12 protein-coding genes are annotated in these 14,745 nt (G+C 68.1%); 7 read left to right on the top strand and 5 right to left on the bottom strand.

Translation table 11 applies throughout. The features are described from left to right. Positions 1 to 47: 47 nt before the first annotated feature. Positions 48 to 2,444 (top strand): glycoside hydrolase family 3 N-terminal domain-containing protein, encoded by a 2,397-nt coding sequence (locus OIM94_RS07705; RefSeq protein ID WP_264609482.1) that lies wholly within the window; start codon positions 48 to 50, stop codon positions 2,442 to 2,444. Between the two features lie 117 nt (positions 2,445 to 2,561). Here OIM94_RS07705 and OIM94_RS07710 read toward each other — a convergent pair whose 3' ends face one another. The 3 genes from OIM94_RS07710 to OIM94_RS07720 all read right to left on the bottom strand — a co-directional run bounded on the left by OIM94_RS07710 (position 2,562) and on the right by OIM94_RS07720 (position 7,062). Then, on the bottom strand, positions 2,562 to 2,936 hold the full coding sequence (locus OIM94_RS07710) for an immunity 63 family protein (protein WP_264609483.1): 375 nt from the start codon (positions 2,934 to 2,936) through the stop codon (positions 2,562 to 2,564). A gap of 133 nt (positions 2,937 to 3,069) precedes the next feature. Further along, complete coding sequence (locus tag OIM94_RS07715; protein ID WP_264609484.1) at positions 3,070 to 4,881, bottom strand: glycoside hydrolase family 9 protein; 1,812 nt, start codon at positions 4,879 to 4,881, stop codon at positions 3,070 to 3,072. A gap of 24 nt (positions 4,882 to 4,905) precedes the next feature. Then, a complete protein-coding gene (locus tag OIM94_RS07720; protein WP_264609485.1) occupies positions 4,906 to 7,062 on the bottom strand; it encodes an alpha-glucuronidase family glycosyl hydrolase in 2,157 nt (718 codons plus the stop codon). 118 nt (positions 7,063 to 7,180) lie between these two features. On the opposite strand from OIM94_RS07720, the gene OIM94_RS07725 reads away from it, so the two are divergent. Further along, a complete protein-coding gene (locus tag OIM94_RS07725) occupies positions 7,181 to 8,338 on the top strand; it encodes an endo-1,4-beta-xylanase (RefSeq protein ID WP_264609486.1) in 1,158 nt (385 codons plus the stop codon). Between the two features lie 85 nt (positions 8,339 to 8,423). Further along, positions 8,424 to 9,428: an AAA family ATPase gene (locus OIM94_RS07730; protein WP_264609487.1), complete on the top strand. Its 1,005-nt coding sequence runs from the start codon at positions 8,424 to 8,426 to the stop codon at positions 9,426 to 9,428. A gap of 21 nt (positions 9,429 to 9,449) precedes the next feature. On the opposite strand, the gene OIM94_RS07735 is transcribed toward OIM94_RS07730, so the two are convergent. Then, complete coding sequence (locus OIM94_RS07735) at positions 9,450 to 9,797, bottom strand: ArsR/SmtB family transcription factor (protein WP_264609488.1); 348 nt, start codon at positions 9,795 to 9,797, stop codon at positions 9,450 to 9,452. Between the two features lie 451 nt (positions 9,798 to 10,248). On the opposite strand from OIM94_RS07735, the gene OIM94_RS07740 reads away from it, so the two are divergent. Beyond that, on the top strand, positions 10,249 to 11,649 hold the full coding sequence (locus OIM94_RS07740; RefSeq protein WP_264609489.1) for a M20/M25/M40 family metallo-hydrolase: 1,401 nt from the start codon (positions 10,249 to 10,251) through the stop codon (positions 11,647 to 11,649). On the opposite strand, the gene OIM94_RS07745 is transcribed toward OIM94_RS07740, so the two are convergent. Next, positions 11,646 to 12,038, bottom strand: a complete 393-nt coding sequence (locus tag OIM94_RS07745; RefSeq protein ID WP_264609490.1) for a JAB domain-containing protein — start codon at positions 12,036 to 12,038, stop codon at positions 11,646 to 11,648. The genes OIM94_RS07740 and OIM94_RS07745 overlap by 4 nt on opposite strands. A 116-nt stretch (positions 12,039 to 12,154) precedes the next feature. Between OIM94_RS07745 and OIM94_RS07750 the strand changes: the two genes are divergently transcribed. The 3 genes from OIM94_RS07750 to OIM94_RS07760 are packed head-to-tail and all read left to right on the top strand — an operon-like array spanning position 12,155 to position 14,594. Beyond that, a complete protein-coding gene (locus OIM94_RS07750; RefSeq protein WP_264609491.1) occupies positions 12,155 to 12,949 on the top strand; it encodes a thymidylate synthase in 795 nt (264 codons plus the stop codon). Beyond that, complete coding sequence (locus OIM94_RS07755; protein WP_264609492.1) at positions 12,946 to 13,422, top strand: dihydrofolate reductase; 477 nt, start codon at positions 12,946 to 12,948, stop codon at positions 13,420 to 13,422. The genes OIM94_RS07750 and OIM94_RS07755 overlap by 4 nt, the downstream gene beginning before the upstream one ends. Continuing rightward, complete coding sequence (locus OIM94_RS07760) at positions 13,419 to 14,594, top strand: dipeptidase (protein ID WP_264609493.1); 1,176 nt, start codon at positions 13,419 to 13,421, stop codon at positions 14,592 to 14,594. The genes OIM94_RS07755 and OIM94_RS07760 overlap by 4 nt, the downstream gene beginning before the upstream one ends. The last annotated feature ends 151 nt before the right edge of the window (positions 14,595 to 14,745 follow it).

Raw genomic sequence — 14,745 nt, forward strand, 5'->3', positions numbered from 1 at the left:
CAGCATAGGCGACGGCACAATCGTCGCCGGCCTTCAGGGAGAGGAACATGCGCCATTTTCGTCGCGTCGCCGCGCTTGCCATCGCCGCGAGCGCGCTCACGCCCTTCGTCGCCGCCGTACCGGCCGCCGCGCAGACCCGCGCCGACAAGCCGCTCTACAAGGATGCGACCCAGCCGGTCGAGGCGCGCGTCGACGATCTGCTCGCGCGCATGACGCTGGAGGAGAAGGTCCAGCAGCTGCAGGCGCTGTGGCTCAACAAGGGCCTGGTGCAGGATGCCAAGGGCGAGTTCGATCCCGTCAAGGCGAGCGCCAGCTTCCCCAACGGCCTGGGCATGATCTCCCGCCCCTATGACCGTCGCGGCGTCGCCGCCGGCCAGACCACGGCCGCAGGCGCCAATGCCGGCGACGTCAACCGCAGCCCGGAAGAGACCGCGCGCTACGTCTATGCCGCGCAGAAATGGGCGATGGAGAAGACCCGGCTCGGCATCCCGATGCTGATGCACGAGGAAGCGCTGCACGGCCTGGTCGCCCCCGGGGCCACCAGCTTCCCGCAGTCGATCGGCCTGGCCAGCAGCTGGGATCCGAAGCTGGTCGAGACCATCTTCTCGATGGCCGCCAAGGAGGCGCGCGCCCGCGGTGCCAACCTCGTGCTCGCCCCCGTGGTCGATGTCGCGCGCGATCCGCGCTGGGGCCGCATCGAGGAGACGTACGGCGAGGACCCGTATCTCGTAACGCAAATGGGCCTGGCCGCGATCCGCGGCTTCCAGGGCAGCACGCTGCCGCTCAAGTCCGACAAGGTGTTCATCACCCTCAAGCACATGACCGGCCATGGCCAGCCCGAGAACGGCACCAATGTCGGCCCCGCCTCGCTCGGCGAGCGGACGCTGCGCGAGGACTTCTTCCCGCCCTTCGAAGCGGCAGTGAAGACCCTCCCCGTCATGTCGGTGATGGCCAGCTATAACGAGATCGACGGCATCCCCAGCCACGCCAACAAATGGCTGCTGACCGACGTGCTGCGCGGCGAATGGGGCTTTCAGGGCGCCGTGGTCAGCGACTATTTCGCGATCCGCGAGCTGATCACCCGCCACCACATGTTCAAGGATCCCAAGGACGCGGCGCAACGCGCGCTCGACGCGGGCGTCGACGTGGAGACGCCGGACGGCGAGGCGTTCACGCACCTCGTCCAGCTGGTCAAGGAAGGCCGGGTCAGCCAGGGCGAGATCGACAATGCCACCCGCCGCGTGCTGCGGATGAAGTTCGAGGGCGGGCTGTTCGAGAATCCCTATCCCGAAGTGAAGCTCGCCGCCGCGCGCACCAACACGCCCGAAGCCATCGCCCTCTCCCGCCAGGCGGCGCGCGAATCGATCGTGCTGCTCAAGAACGCGCAAGGGTTGCTGCCGCTCGATACGAAGGGCATCAAGCGCATGGCGGTGATCGGCACCCACGCCAAGGATACGCCGATCGGCGGCTATTCGGACCTGCCGAACCATGTCGTCAGCGTGCTCGAAGGCATGCAGGCCGAGGGCAAGGGCAAGTTCGCGGTCGACTATGCCGAGGGCGTGCGCATCACCGACCACCGCGAATGGTCAAAGGATGCGGTGGCGCAGGTGCCCGCATCGGTGAACGACCAGCTCCGCGCCCAGGCGCTGGAGACCGCGAAGAACGCCGATGTCGTGGTGCTGGTGCTCGGCGGCAACGAGGCGGTGAGCCGCGAGGCCTGGGCGGACAACCATCTCGGCGACAGCGAGACGCTCGACCTGCCCGGGCCGCAGGACCAGCTCGCCAAGGAGCTTATCGCGCTGGGCAAGCCGGTCGTCGTGATCCTGCTCAACGGCCGCCCCTATGCGGTGAACACTCTCGCCGAGAAGGCCCCGGCGCTGATCGAGGGCTGGTATCTCGGCGAGCAGACCGGCAACGCGCTCGCCGACGTGGTGTTCGGGCGCTACAATCCGGGCGGCAAGCTGCCGGTGTCGGTGGCGCGCAACGTCGGCCAGCTGCCGATCTACTACAACAAGAAGCCGAGCGCGCGGCGCGGCTATCTGTTCGGCGACACCAGCCCGCTCTACCCCTTCGGCTATGGCCTGAGCTACACGAGCTTCGACATTTCAGCGCCCCGCCTGCCGGCGCCGACGATCGGCATCGCCGACAAGGCGGCGGTCGAGGTGGACGTGACCAACACCGGCAAGGTCGCCGGCGACGAGGTCGTCCAGCTCTACGTCCATGACGACGAGGCCTCGGTCACCCGGCCGGTGATCGAGCTCAAGCGCTTCGAACGCGTGACGCTCAAGCCGGGCGAGAAGAAGACGGTGCGCTTCGAACTCACCCCGGACGATCTGGCGCTGTGGAACAGCCAGATGCGCCATGTCGTGGAGCCGGGGACTTTCACGATTTCGTCGGGCCCGAACTCGGCGACGCTGCAGAGCGCTACGCTGACGGTGAAGTGAAGATCAGTGGGGAGGCTGCTGACCGCCGCAGTCTCCCCGCTCGATTGCAGGGGCAGTTTGGCGGTGCCGCGGGGCTGCGCCGAAAGGGGGATGTCCGATCTTGGTGTTAGCTGTCATTCAGCCAAAAACGTCATTGAACGGGTGACGGGTCAGAATAGCCCTGTGCTCATCCAACTTTCGCGCGCTCCACCGTGTTGAGAGTTGACTTAAAAGCGCCTCTTGCTTGGCAAAGAGTTGTCGCCTTGGATCCTCCCCCGGCTTACGGTTCCGCAGCTCAAAATCGCACGATATCGAGAACGTGACTCCGTCGAATATCCAATAGAGCAGCTCATCTAAATCATCCGTTTTGCGTCGTTCCAGTTCAACGCCGCGCTCTTCAACGACGAAGTAGTAGGCGTCGCTGACCTCCACATAAGGCGAGCCGTCTCCTCGCGGCGTGCCTAATAGCGCAATGTCGGGCACGCCGATTTGGGATCCGTATTTCTTCACCATCGTCCGTATGGATGCGAGAGCGGATCGTCGGGCTAGGGGAACACTCATGGGGCAATCATCGCAGCAGAAACCTATGGCCGCAATCGGGCGAAAGCGGACACGCCGCTTCCTGACCCCACGAATCGCTGTCCCCTCAATCATCCATCCACGCCGCCACCCAGAAGAGCGGCGCGTTCCAGTTGATCGCGACTTCGTTCAGCGCATAGGCGTGGATGCTGTCCGCCCAGCAGGTCTGGGCGACGCACTTGCCCTTGAGCTGCATCGCAACCTGGTCGCCCATCGCGGTGTCGTTCGGCCCGCCCGAGAGCACGCCCGGCGGCGGCCCGGGCAGCCTAGCGTCGAGCGAGTGCGCCCAGAAGCGGTGGTGCGGGTTCTGGAGCGACCGCGCGCCATAGCCGCTGACATAGGACGTCCCCATCGGGTTGCGCCCCAGCAGATAGTCGATCGCCGACACGATGCCCGCGCGGTATTTGGGCGCGCCGGTCAGGTCGCTCGCCACGCCGAGCAGCATCGCCTGGTTCATCAGGTCGCCGTTCGAGCCCCAGGGATAGCCGATCGGCCGATAGGGGATCGCATAGCCGTTCTGGCGGCGCTGCTCGAGGATGCCGTCCGCCGCCGCGATCAGCGTCGCGCGCAGCTTCTGCACCTGGGCGTCGCCGAGGCCCGTCTTCACCGTCGCCAGCGTGATCGTGCCGAGCGGGGCGGTGAAGCTCCAGCCGGGCGCGCGCACCGCTTCGCCGAAATGGGGCGAGCCGGTCACCGCCTTGCGGAAGGCCTCCTCGCCGGTGGTCGCGTAGAGCTCAGCGGCGGCCCAGTAGAATTCGTCGCTCAGGCTCGAATCGCCATAGCCGCCGCTGCCGGTGAAGCTGCTGGTGGCGTAAACCTGCGGGTTGCGCTGCGCCGCGGCCCAAGCCCGCCGCGCGGCGGTAAGGCAGCGGGCAGCGAAGGCATCGTCCACCCCGCGCCACAGCCGGGCGCACTGCGCTGCGGTCGCCGCGAGGTTGAGCGTGGCGCCGGTCGTCGGCGGGTAGAGCAGCCGTTCCTCGCGGTCGTTCTGCGGGGGCATGGGCAGCGTCGTCCAGTTGCGGTCGGCGACCTTCTGGTGCGCCATCCCGCCGGCGTCGATCTCGGCAAAGGGCGGGAAGCTCGGCTCCCAGGCGGGGCGGCCCGGCTTGGGCGCGCCGAGTGGCCCGGACGGCACCGTCGCGCGCGCACCGTCGGGGATCTGCATGCGCAGCAGGAACTCCATTTCCCAGCGGGCTTCGTCGAGCAGGTCGCTCACGCCGTTGCCGCTTTCGGGGATGCGCAGCGAACCGTCGGGGAAAGCCTTGGGGCGGCGCTCATAGGCGTTGAGCAGCGTCCACAGCGAGATGCCGCCGTTGACGAGATACTTGCCGTGGTCGCCGGCATCATACCAGCCGCCGGTCACGTCCAGCTTGTAGCTGCAGCCGGACCAGTTCGTGCCGCGCTCGTCGGCACCGGAGAAGCAGCCGGCCACCTCGTGCGCATGGCCGGCGGGCCGCGCCCAGGCGGCACCGGCGAACTTCACATCGATCGGCGTGCCGGCGCGCTGCTGGTAGAAGAAGTTGGCGGCATCGCGGGCGAGCGCCTTGTAGAGCGTCGGCGCGATGACGAACGGGTCGCTGGTCACCCCGCCGACCGACAGCCGATAGCCCTTGCCCTCGCGACGAAAGCCGGAAAAGTCGATCCGCTGCACCACTGCGCCCGAGCTCGCGTCCGGGCCGTAGACCAGCGTCTCGCCCTTGCCGACAGCGTTGCCATCGGCATCCAGCAGTTGCCACGGGAGCGGCGCCGTCCCTGCCCCGCGCACGACCGCCAGCTTCACGTCGCCGGGCTCGAAGCCGAGCTGGTTGAGATCGATCGCCGGTGCCTGCTGCGCCGCCGCCGGGCTCGCCAGCGCTACGCTTGCGAGCAGCCATGCCATTGCCTTGCCCATCCTGCTCCCCTGTTATTTGCCGTTGCCGGGCGCGTGCGGCGTCCGGATCGCTTCATAATAGTCTAGCGCGCGCGGCGGAGCCAGATGCCCGGCCGGCAGCGGCCGCTTCGACAGCGACTGCCAATAGGCGATCGAGGCATCGCGCCACCACTGCGCCTCCTGCCGCTGGATGGCGAGGAAGTCGCGCACCTCGGCCCAGCGGCGGGCATCGATCTTGCCCTCCAGCCCGGCCCAGCGGCGCTGCATATCCTCCACCGTGGCGATGCCGCTGTCGTAGTGGACGACAAGGCTGTCCCACAGCGTCGCGCCTGAGCGCAGGCGATAGTCCCAGGGGACATGGTGGAACCAGAGCAGCAAGCTGTCCGGGACGGTCTTGAGGTCGCCCCAGCGCTTCGCCACCTCCGGCGCGTACTGGCCGAGCGCGTTGGTGCCGGTGGGCGTGCGGTCGAAGCCGATGCCGCTCGCATCGGCGCGGTGATAATAAGTCGGGTTCCACTCGGGCCGGGCGAGGTTCGAGACCCAGGGGCCGGGGCCGTAGTGATGCCCGGTCGCCATGACGTGGCCGAGGCCGAGCGGGGTCATGTAGTTCACCACCGCCTCGCGCGATTCGAGCATCATCGCGACGATGGGATCGACCACCGCCGGATCGGGGCTCCAGGTCAGCCGCGCCCAATCGCGGGCGATGTCCGCGGCCTTGGCGTCGGGATCCCAGGCGAGCCGGCCATAGGCGTACCAGTTGGCCTGGTCGAACTGCGACCCACTCCAGTTCACGTCGGTGCCGATATTGGCGACCCCCGCCATGCCGGTGAGCGCCTTGGGGGCGACCGGCGTCTCGAGCAGCTTCGCCACGGTGCTGCCCGCGCGCGGGCGGAAGGTGTCGCTTGCCAGCACTTCCTCCCACATCGTGCCCAGATAGGCGAGGTGGGTGGCGAAGCCGAGATACTCCTTGGTGATCTGCACCTCGAGCATCAGCGGCGTCTTGGGCATCGCGCCGAACAGCGGGTGGAAGGGCTCGCGCGGCTGGAAGTCGATCGCGCCGTTCTTCACCTGGAGGAGCACGTTGTCGCGGAACTTCCCGTCGAGCGGCACGAACTCGTCGTTCGCCTGCTTGTGGCGATCCGCGTCATTGTGCTCGGAATAGACGAACGCCCGCCACATCACCACGCCGCCATGGGGGGCGAGCGCATCGGCGAGCATGTTGGCGCCCTCGGCATGGCTGCGCTTATAGTCGGAGGGGCCGGGCTGGCCCTCCGAATTGGCCTTGACCAGGAAGCCGCCGAAATCGGGGATCACCGCGTAGATCTCGTCCGCCTTGGCCTTCCACCAGGCGCGCACCGCGGGATCGAGCGGGTCCGCGGTCTTCAGCCCGCCGATCTCGATGGGGGCGGAGAAACGCGCGGTCAGGTAGATGCGGATGCCATAAGGGCGAAACACCTCGGCCAGCGCCTTCACCTTCTGCAGATAGGGCGCGGTGAGGATGTCGGCATTGGCGTTGACGTTGTTCGGCACCACCGCGTTGATGCCGATCGAGGCATTGGCGCGGGCATAGTCGGTATAGCGCGGGTCCTTGTAGCCGGGCAGCTTCTGCCAGTCCCACAAGGATTGGCCGGCATAGCCGCGCTCGACATAGCGATCGAGATTGTCCCAATGGTCGAGCACGCGCAGCTGCAGCTTGGGCGCGTCGCGCACGTCCAGCGCGTCGATGGGCTGGCGCAGCTGGAGCAGCTTGAGCAGGCGGAAGCTGCCATAGAGCAGGCCGGTATCGCTGTTCGCGGCGATCAGCGTCACGCGCGCGCCGGCGATGCTGATCGAGCGGATCAGGAAGCCTTCGCGACCCAGCGAGTCGAGCGGCAGCGCCAAGCCCTGCAGCAGCGAGGAGCCCGCGGTGGCGAGCACCACCCCGCCCTCGCCTCGCACGGCCGTCGCATGGGCAGGCGCCGAACCGATCAGCCCGGCGAACCCGCGATCCAGCTCGTCCACCGCCGCGCGGATGCCGGGCCGTGCGGTATCGGCCACGACATAGCGCAGCCGCGGCGCAACGCGCTGAACGGTTGCGGCATCGAGCGGCGTGTAGCGCAGCCACAGGTCGTAGCCGGTTTCCGCATGCGCCTGTGCCGCGCAGGCGAACGCCGCCCAGATCCACCACAATGCCCGAATTGCCTGCCGCACGGCGCCCTCTCCTTCGCGATGCTTCGCCATCGTTGACAAGCGTGTAGCAGGCGGATCATGGTACCGCTACCAATCAGATGAGCCCGGACCCAGCGGGCCGCCAGGAGAGGAACCACCGATGCCGCTCGACGCCGTCCGTCTCGATCGCCGCCGCCTGCTCGCGGGTGCCGCCACGGCCGCCGCCACGCTTCCGCTCGCCGCACAGGCGACCAGCGTCCCCCCCGGACTCAATGCGCTTGCACGGGGGCGGCAGATGCGAATCGGCTCTGCCCTTGCCTGGAGCCGGCCGGGTGCCGATGCGGGGTCCTTCGCCAATCCCGCCTATGCGCGGCTTCTGGAGCGCGACTGCGGGCTGCTGGTGCCGGAAAACCAGCTCAAATGGCAGGCCACGCGCCCGGCACCGGACCGGTTTGACTTCACCCAGTTCGACGCGATGCTCGGTTGGGCGGAAGCGCACCGGATGGCGATGCGCGGGCACACGCTGCTGTGGCACAAAAGCGAATATTTTCCGCGCTGGCTCGTCGGCCACGACTTCGGCGCCACCCCCGCCCGCGAGGCGGAGCGACTGCTGACCACCCATATCGACACGGTCTGCACGCGCTACGGCACGCGGATCGGCAGCTACGACGTGGTCAACGAGACGGTCGACGAGAAGACCGGGGCGCTGCGCGAGACCAACCTTTCCCGCGCCTTCGGTGGCACCGAGGCGATGCTCGACCACGCCTTCCACACCGCCCGCGCCGCCGCCCCCAAGGCGCAACTGGTCTATAACGACTATATGAGCTGGGAGCCGGGCAACGAGGCGCACCGTGCCGGCGTGCTCCGCCTGCTCGAAGGCTTCCGCAAGCGCGGCGTGCCGGTGGATGCGCTGGGCGTGCAATCGCATATCGAGCCGGTCAGCGACGCCCCTGCCGGCGTGCTCGCGGCGCGGCAGGAAAAGCCGTGGCGCGCCTTTCTCGATGCGGTCACCGGCATGGGCTATCAACTGCTGATCACCGAGTTCGACGTCGCCGACCAGCACCTGCCCAGCGACCTGGCCGTCCGGCAGCGACAGGTGGCCGATTATGCCGGCGTCTATCTCGATGTGATGTTCGCCTATCCCCAGCTGCGCGACGTGCTGTTCTGGGGAATGTGCGACAAATATAGCTGGCTCAACGGCTTCAAGCCGCGCAAGGACGGCAACAAGCCGAGCGTGACGGCCTATGACGGCGACTTCCGCCCGACCCCGCTGCGCGATATGGTGGCGAACAAGCTGCGGACGGTGCCCCGAAGCTGAGCTTTGGTACGCTCCCGTTCAGATTTGGCGGCTATAGGGGAGTCGCAAGGCCGGCAATCGGCCGGTGGCTCCAGGGAGCAAGGCGATGGCGGCAGCGGCCGCGAGGCAAGGTCCGGGCGGGGACGGCGATCTCCCCAGCAACGTCGATATCGCGGCGATCCATGCCCGTGCGGAGGCGCTGGTTCGCCTGCATGGCCAGGCAACCGCGATTCCGGCCGGCGCCACCTTTCGCCAGCGGCTGGTGGACCTGGCCCGCACCGCCGCGCAGCGCAGCACGATCGCGCTGCAAGGGGTGGATATCGAGCGCCGCGCGCGGGCCGGGCGCGTCCGGATGCTCGCGGACGGTGCGCCGGCCGACATCCTGTTCGATCTCGCGCGTCCGCTGGCCGAGCTGCATGCCGCCGGCCACGCCACCACGGCCAATCTGCTGGCCAATCGCTATCTCGATCTCTCGCCGCAGGGCGCGACCGGCTGGGCGCTGCTGCCGCTGATGCTGTCGCTCCAGCAGGACGATCCGGACGCGGCCGACGGCCTGCTGCAACCGGCGGCGCCGCAACTTATCGCCATCGGCGGCCTGTCCGGCACCGGCAAGTCCAGCCTCGCGCGGCTGCTGGGCGGACTTTACGGCCGGCGGCCCGGTGCGCGGGTGCTGCGCTCGGACGTGTTCCGCAAGCGGCTGGCCGGCCTGCCGCCCGAAACGCGTCTGCCGCCCTCGCATTATACGCGCCGCAGCGACGCCGATACCTATGAGGCGCTGTTCGAATCCGCGGACGACCATCTCGCCTGCGGATCGACGGTGATCCTCGACGCGGTATTCCTCAACCGCAGCGAGCGCGAGGTCGCCGAGGCGCTGGCCCAGCAGGCGCGGGTGCCGTTCACCGGCATCTGGCTGGAAGCGCCGGATCGCGACCGGATCGCCCGCGTCACCGCCCGTACCGGCGACGCCTCGGATGCGACTGCCGATGTCGCGCGCGAGCAGTCGCGGCGCCCGGTCGGCGATCTGTTCGGATGGCATCGCATGCGCGCCAATCGGGCAATGGAGTGGATCCTGCCCGCGGCGCGATCCGCGATCGAGCGCACGCGCCGCTGAGGCGGCACGCCCGAACGGCGGCTAGACGGCCTCGGCGGGTTCGCCCTGCAGCAACAGGCCGGTGCCGTCCTTGGCGCAGAACAGATCGTTCAGCGCCTCCAGCATGCGGCGTGCCTCCGGGCTAGCCAGCGAATAGAAGATCATCTGGCCGGCCCGGCGCGCAGAGACCATGCCCTCGCGCCGAAGCAGCGCCAGCTGCTGCGAGACCGCCGTGTCGCGCGCTCCTGTAAGGCGGGCCAGTTCGCCGACCGACTTCTCTCCATCGGCAAGATGGCAGAGCAGCAACAAGCGGCTACGACCGGACAACGCCTTCAAAAATTGCGACGCGTGGTCGATTACGTCGATCATATCGTTCTTCACGGCGACCATGGCTATGACTCTATCGTTAGGCGTGCAACCCGTCACGTTCCAAATTATCTAGGATTTTCATAAACCTGGATCAATATAGCAATTCATATATATGCATGCATTCATCGGTGCTTTGGTATTGCTTCGGTATCACTAACATCTTGGTTTTGGTTCAACCCGGCCGCGCTCCCCCACCGCAATGTTGCGCAACCTGCCGACATCGATGTCTGCAAAGCGGCGCTGAGCCGCTTGACCGAGGCTGAGAAAGCCGTGTGCTACCGCGCGTAGGCGATACGCACGACTGGCCGCGGCTGCGAGCACGCGTGCCCGTACCAACCTGTATCCAGAACACCGACTTTTTTTGTCCGCGCCGATGTTCGCGCCATCGTCGGGGCCAGAACCGCGGCGCGCGGTTGACGCGCCCGGGGCAGGCGATAGGGTTTCGCCAGGTCGCTTTTCCCGGGGGTTTTTCATGCGTTTGCGCCGTCTCTTCACCGCCGCCGCGCTGGTCGGCGCATCGCTTGGCCCGTCCGTACACGCGCAGGACCACCCCCAGGCCGAAGCGCAGGCGCTGGAACTGCTCAAGCGCGGCATCGGCTTCCGCACCGTCGCCGGGCCGGGCAACCAGACGCCGGCCTATGCCGCCTATCTGAAGCAGGTGCTCGTCGCCGGCGGCTTTGCCGAGCGCGATGTCGAGATCGTGCCGATGGGCGACACCGCCTATCTGGTCGCGCGCTATCGCGGCACCGGCAAGGCCCGCGGCGGCGCCAAGCCCCTGCTCATCTCCGGCCATATGGATGTGGTGGAGGCCAAGCCCGCCGACTGGACGCGCGACCCGTTCACCGCGGTGATCGAGAACGGCTATGTCTATGGCCGCGGCGCCACCGACATGAAGTATGATCTGTCGACCATGGTCGCGACGCTGATCGACCTCAAGCGCACCGGTTTTACGCCCGGCCGCGACATCGTGCTGCTGCTGTCCGGCGACGAGGAGACGATGATGCGCACCGCCGCCGCCCAGGCCGAGCGCTTCGCCGATGCCGAGCTGCTGCTCAACATCGACGGCGGCGGCGGCCGGCTGGACGAGGCGGGCAAGCCGCTGACCTTCGGGGTCGACGGCGCCGAGAAGACCTATGCCGACTATGAACTGACCTTCACCAATCCCGGCGGCCACAGTTCCGCGCCGCGCAAGGACAACGCCATCTACGCGCTTGCCCATGCACTGGCGAAGATCGAGGGCTATGCGTTCCCCGGGCAGGTCAACGAGATTACTCGCGCCAGCTGGAGTGCCGCCGCCGCCCAGGCCGAACCCGCGCGCGCCGCGATGATCCGGCGCTTCCTGGCCAACCAGTCCGATCCCGATGCGCTCGCCGCACTGCGCGCCGAGCCCGGCCTCGTCGGGCAGACCGGTACGACCTGCGTGGCGACCATGGTCACCGCCGGGCACGCCACCAATGCGCTGCCGCAGCGCGCCACCGCGAACATCAACTGCCGCATCTTCCCCGGCACGCCGGTGGAGGAAGTGCGCAAGACGCTGAAGCGCGCCGTCGGCGACCCTGCGCTGACCATCCGCACGCTGGACAGCGGCAGCATCGCCAGCCCCGCCTCGCCGCTGCGGCCGGACGTGATGAAAGCGGTGAGCGATGCGGTCCATGCCCGCTTCCCCGGCGTGCCGGTGGTGCCCGCGATGACCTCCGGCGCCAGCGATTCGATGTGGTTCCGCGCCAAGGGCGTGCCGAGCTATGCGGTGAGCCCGAAATTCATGAAGGACAGCGACGATTTCTCGCACGGGCTGAACGAGCGGACCCCGGTGAGCGAGATCGCCCCCTCGATCACCTATTATCGCAGCCTGCTGACCGCGCTGGCCCGCTAGAGCCAGCCGAGCGCGCGAAAGCTCACCGCACCGCCGCGGGCGAGGATCAGGTGATCGATCAGCCGCACCTGCACCGGGCTGAGCGCCTGGACCAGGCGGCGGGTGGCGAGCCGGTCGCCGCGGCTGGGACGGGGATCGCCGCTGGGGTGATTGTGCGCCATCAGCATCGCCGCCGCGTCGAACGCCAGCGCGTCGGCGACGATCTTGCGCAGCGGCAGATCCACCGCATCGGCACATTCGTTCGAGACGTGCCGCATGCCGAGCAGCCGCCCGTCCCTGCCCAGATAGGCAAAGCCCGCCGTTTCCGTCCGCGCCTCCGCCAGCTGCGCGAACAATGCGCGGGCGGCGGCGAAATCGCGGATGCAGGGGGTGGGGCTGAGAGGCTGCATGACGCGAGCGTGCCACCGCCGTCACGCGAACCGAAGCACAAGTCGGTCCGTTTCGGTGGTCCGAACCGGAGCAATGCCGGGTGACTCGGCTCCCCCGCCCCGCTAGGCTCTCAGGCATGCGTCAATATCTCGATCTGATGGCCCGCGCGCTCCACGACGGCGTGGAAGTGATGGACCGCACCGGCACCGGCACGCGCAGCGTGTTCGGCGCGCAGATGCGGTTCGATCTGCGCGCAGGCTTCCCGCTGCTCACCACCAAGAAACTGCATATCCGCTCGATCCTGATCGAGCTGCTCTGGTTCCTGCGCGGCGACACCAATGTCCGCTGGCTGCAGGAGCGCAAGGTCAGCATCTGGGACGAATGGGCCGATGCAAATGGCGATCTCGGCCCGGTCTACGGCAAGCAGTGGCGCGACTGGGAGACGGCGGACGGCCGCCATATCGACCAGATCGCCGAGCTGATCGAAACGCTGAAGACCAACCCCGCCTCGCGCCGGATGATCGTCTCCGCCTGGAACCCCGGCGAGCTGGGCGCGATGGCGCTGGCGCCGTGCCACTGCCTGTTCCAGTGCCATGTCGCGGGCGGCCGGCTGAGCCTGCAGCTGTACCAGCGCTCCGCCGACATCTTCCTCGGCGTGCCGTTCAACATCGCGAGCTATGCGCTGCTCACCCATCTGCTGGCCGAACAGGCCGGGCTGGAGGTAGGCGACTTCATCTGGACCGGCGGCGACTGCCACCTGTATCTCAACCATCTCGACCAGGCGCAGGAACAGCTTTCCCGCACCCCCGGCCCGCTGCCGCGGCTGGAAATCCTGCGCAAGGCGCCGTCGATCGACGCGTACGACTATGAGGATTTCGCGATCCACGACTATGTCGCGCAGCCGCACATCAAGGCGCCCGTCTCGGTATGATCAGCTTCCACCTCGCGCGCGCCGACAATGGCGTGATCGGCCGGGACGGGCAGCTGCCGTGGCGGCTGCCGGCGGACCTCAAGCGGTTCAAGGCACAGACCATGGGCAGGCCGATGATCATGGGCCGCAAGACCTTCGAGTCCTTCCCGTCGCCGCTGCCGGGCCGCCGCCACATCGTGCTCACCCGCGACGCCGGCTGGTCGGCCGAGGGCGCCGAGGTCGCGCACAGCGTGGCGGAGGCACTGGCAATGGCCGGCCCGGATGCGGCGGTGATCGGCGGCGCGGAGATCTTCGCGCTGTTCCTGGACGCCGCCGCCCGGATCGAGCTGACCGAAGTGCACCTCGATGCCGAGGGCGACGCACGGGTCCCCCCCTTCGATCCCGCCCGGTGGCAGGAGACGGCGCGCGAGGAACACGCCGCGGACGGGGATCGCCCCGCCTATGCCTTCGTCACGCTGGAGACGCGCGGATGAGGCGGCGGATCCTGATCGGGCTGATCGTGGTGCTTCTCGTTGCCGCGATCGGCTTTTTCGGGATCGCCCCGGTGGTGACCGAGGCGGGGATGAACCGCGTCGTCGCCACGCCCCTGCCAGAGGTCAGCGCCGCCACCCGCGCGCTGCATGCCCGGCTCCAGATCGCCGACATGCATGCCGATACGCTGCTGTGGCGTCGCAGCCTGCTCGATCACGCCAGTCGCGGCCAGGTGGACCTGCCGCGACTGGAGGCAGGCAATGTCGCACTGCAGGTCTTTTCCTCGGTCACCAAGACGCCCAGGCACCAGAACTACGACGCGAACGGCGCCGATAGCGACAACATCACGCTGCTCGCCATCGCGCAAGCGCAGCCGCCGCGCACCTGGGGCTCGCTGCTCCAGCGCTCGCTCTGGCATGCCGAAAAGCTCGAGCATGCTGCCGCGGGATCGGAGGGGCGGCTGCGCGTGATCCGGACACCCGCCGATCTCGATCGCCTGCTTGCCGATCGCGCCGCCGGACGCAAGGTGGTGGGCGGCATGCTCTCGATCGAGGGGCTGCAGGATCTGGAGGGCGACCCCACCAATCTCGACCGTCTCTATGCCGCCGGCTTTCGCATGGCCGGCTTTGCCCATTTCTTCGACAGCGAGGCGGCGGGGTCGATGCACGGGCTGGCCAAGGGCGGGCTCACCCCGCTCGGCCGGCAGGTGCTGCGCCGCATGGAGGCGCTGGGAATGGTGGTCGACGTGGCCCATGCGAGCCACCGCGCGGTGGCGGATATCCTGGCGATGGCGCGCCGCCCGGTGGTGTCGAGCCATGGCGGCGTGCAGGCGACCTGCCAGGTCAACCGCAACCTGACCGACGACGAGATTCGCGGCATTGCCCGTACCGGTGGGGTGGTGGGCATCGGCTATTGGGAGGCGGCGGTCTGCTCGACCAGCCCGACCGCGGTGGCAGCGGCGATCGCGCACGTTCGCGATCTTATCGGCATCGATCATGTCGGGCTGGGATCGGACTTCGACGGCGCGGTGACGACCGGCTTCGACGCAGGCCAGTTGGCGGTGGTGACGCAGGCGCTGGTCAACCGCGGCTTTTCCGACGCGGACATCGCCAAGGTGATGGGCGGCAATGTGCTGCGCGTGCTGCGTGCGGGGCTGATGCCGCAGGCCCACTAACCCCTCCTTCTTGGAGGCAGGGCCTCGGGGTGGACGGATTCCAGACATTCGTCGGTCTCGAGATGACACAGCCCCGCCCCAAACCCCGCCCCTGAAGGGAGGGGCTTCGTTCCCACTCTTCTGTGAATGCCACCCCCAACCCATTGGCATC

This window comes from Sphingomonas sp. R1, assembly GCF_025960285.1.
GTDB lineage: Bacteria > Pseudomonadota > Alphaproteobacteria > Sphingomonadales > Sphingomonadaceae > Sphingomonas.

Coding starts and splice junctions, on each gene's coding strand:
- OIM94_RS07745 (WP_264609490.1), bottom strand. CDS start 12,038: ATGCAGCCTCTCAGCCCCACCCCCTGCATCCGCGATTTCGCCGCCGCC.
- OIM94_RS07740 (WP_264609489.1), top strand. CDS start 10,249: ATGCGTTTGCGCCGTCTCTTCACCGCCGCCGCGCTGGTCGGCGCATCG.
- OIM94_RS07725 (WP_264609486.1), top strand. CDS start 7,181: ATGCCGCTCGACGCCGTCCGTCTCGATCGCCGCCGCCTGCTCGCGGGT.
- OIM94_RS07755 (WP_264609492.1), top strand. CDS start 12,946: ATGATCAGCTTCCACCTCGCGCGCGCCGACAATGGCGTGATCGGCCGG.
- OIM94_RS07705 (WP_264609482.1), top strand. CDS start 48: ATGCGCCATTTTCGTCGCGTCGCCGCGCTTGCCATCGCCGCGAGCGCG.
- OIM94_RS07730 (WP_264609487.1), top strand. CDS start 8,424: ATGGCGGCAGCGGCCGCGAGGCAAGGTCCGGGCGGGGACGGCGATCTC.
- OIM94_RS07710 (WP_264609483.1), bottom strand. CDS start 2,936: ATGGTGAAGAAATACGGATCCCAAATCGGCGTGCCCGACATTGCGCTA.
- OIM94_RS07750 (WP_264609491.1), top strand. CDS start 12,155: ATGCGTCAATATCTCGATCTGATGGCCCGCGCGCTCCACGACGGCGTG.
- OIM94_RS07715 (WP_264609484.1), bottom strand. CDS start 4,881: ATGGCATGGCTGCTCGCAAGCGTAGCGCTGGCGAGCCCGGCGGCGGCG.
- OIM94_RS07735 (WP_264609488.1), bottom strand. CDS start 9,797: ATGGTCGCCGTGAAGAACGATATGATCGACGTAATCGACCACGCGTCG.
- OIM94_RS07760 (WP_264609493.1), top strand. CDS start 13,419: ATGAGGCGGCGGATCCTGATCGGGCTGATCGTGGTGCTTCTCGTTGCC.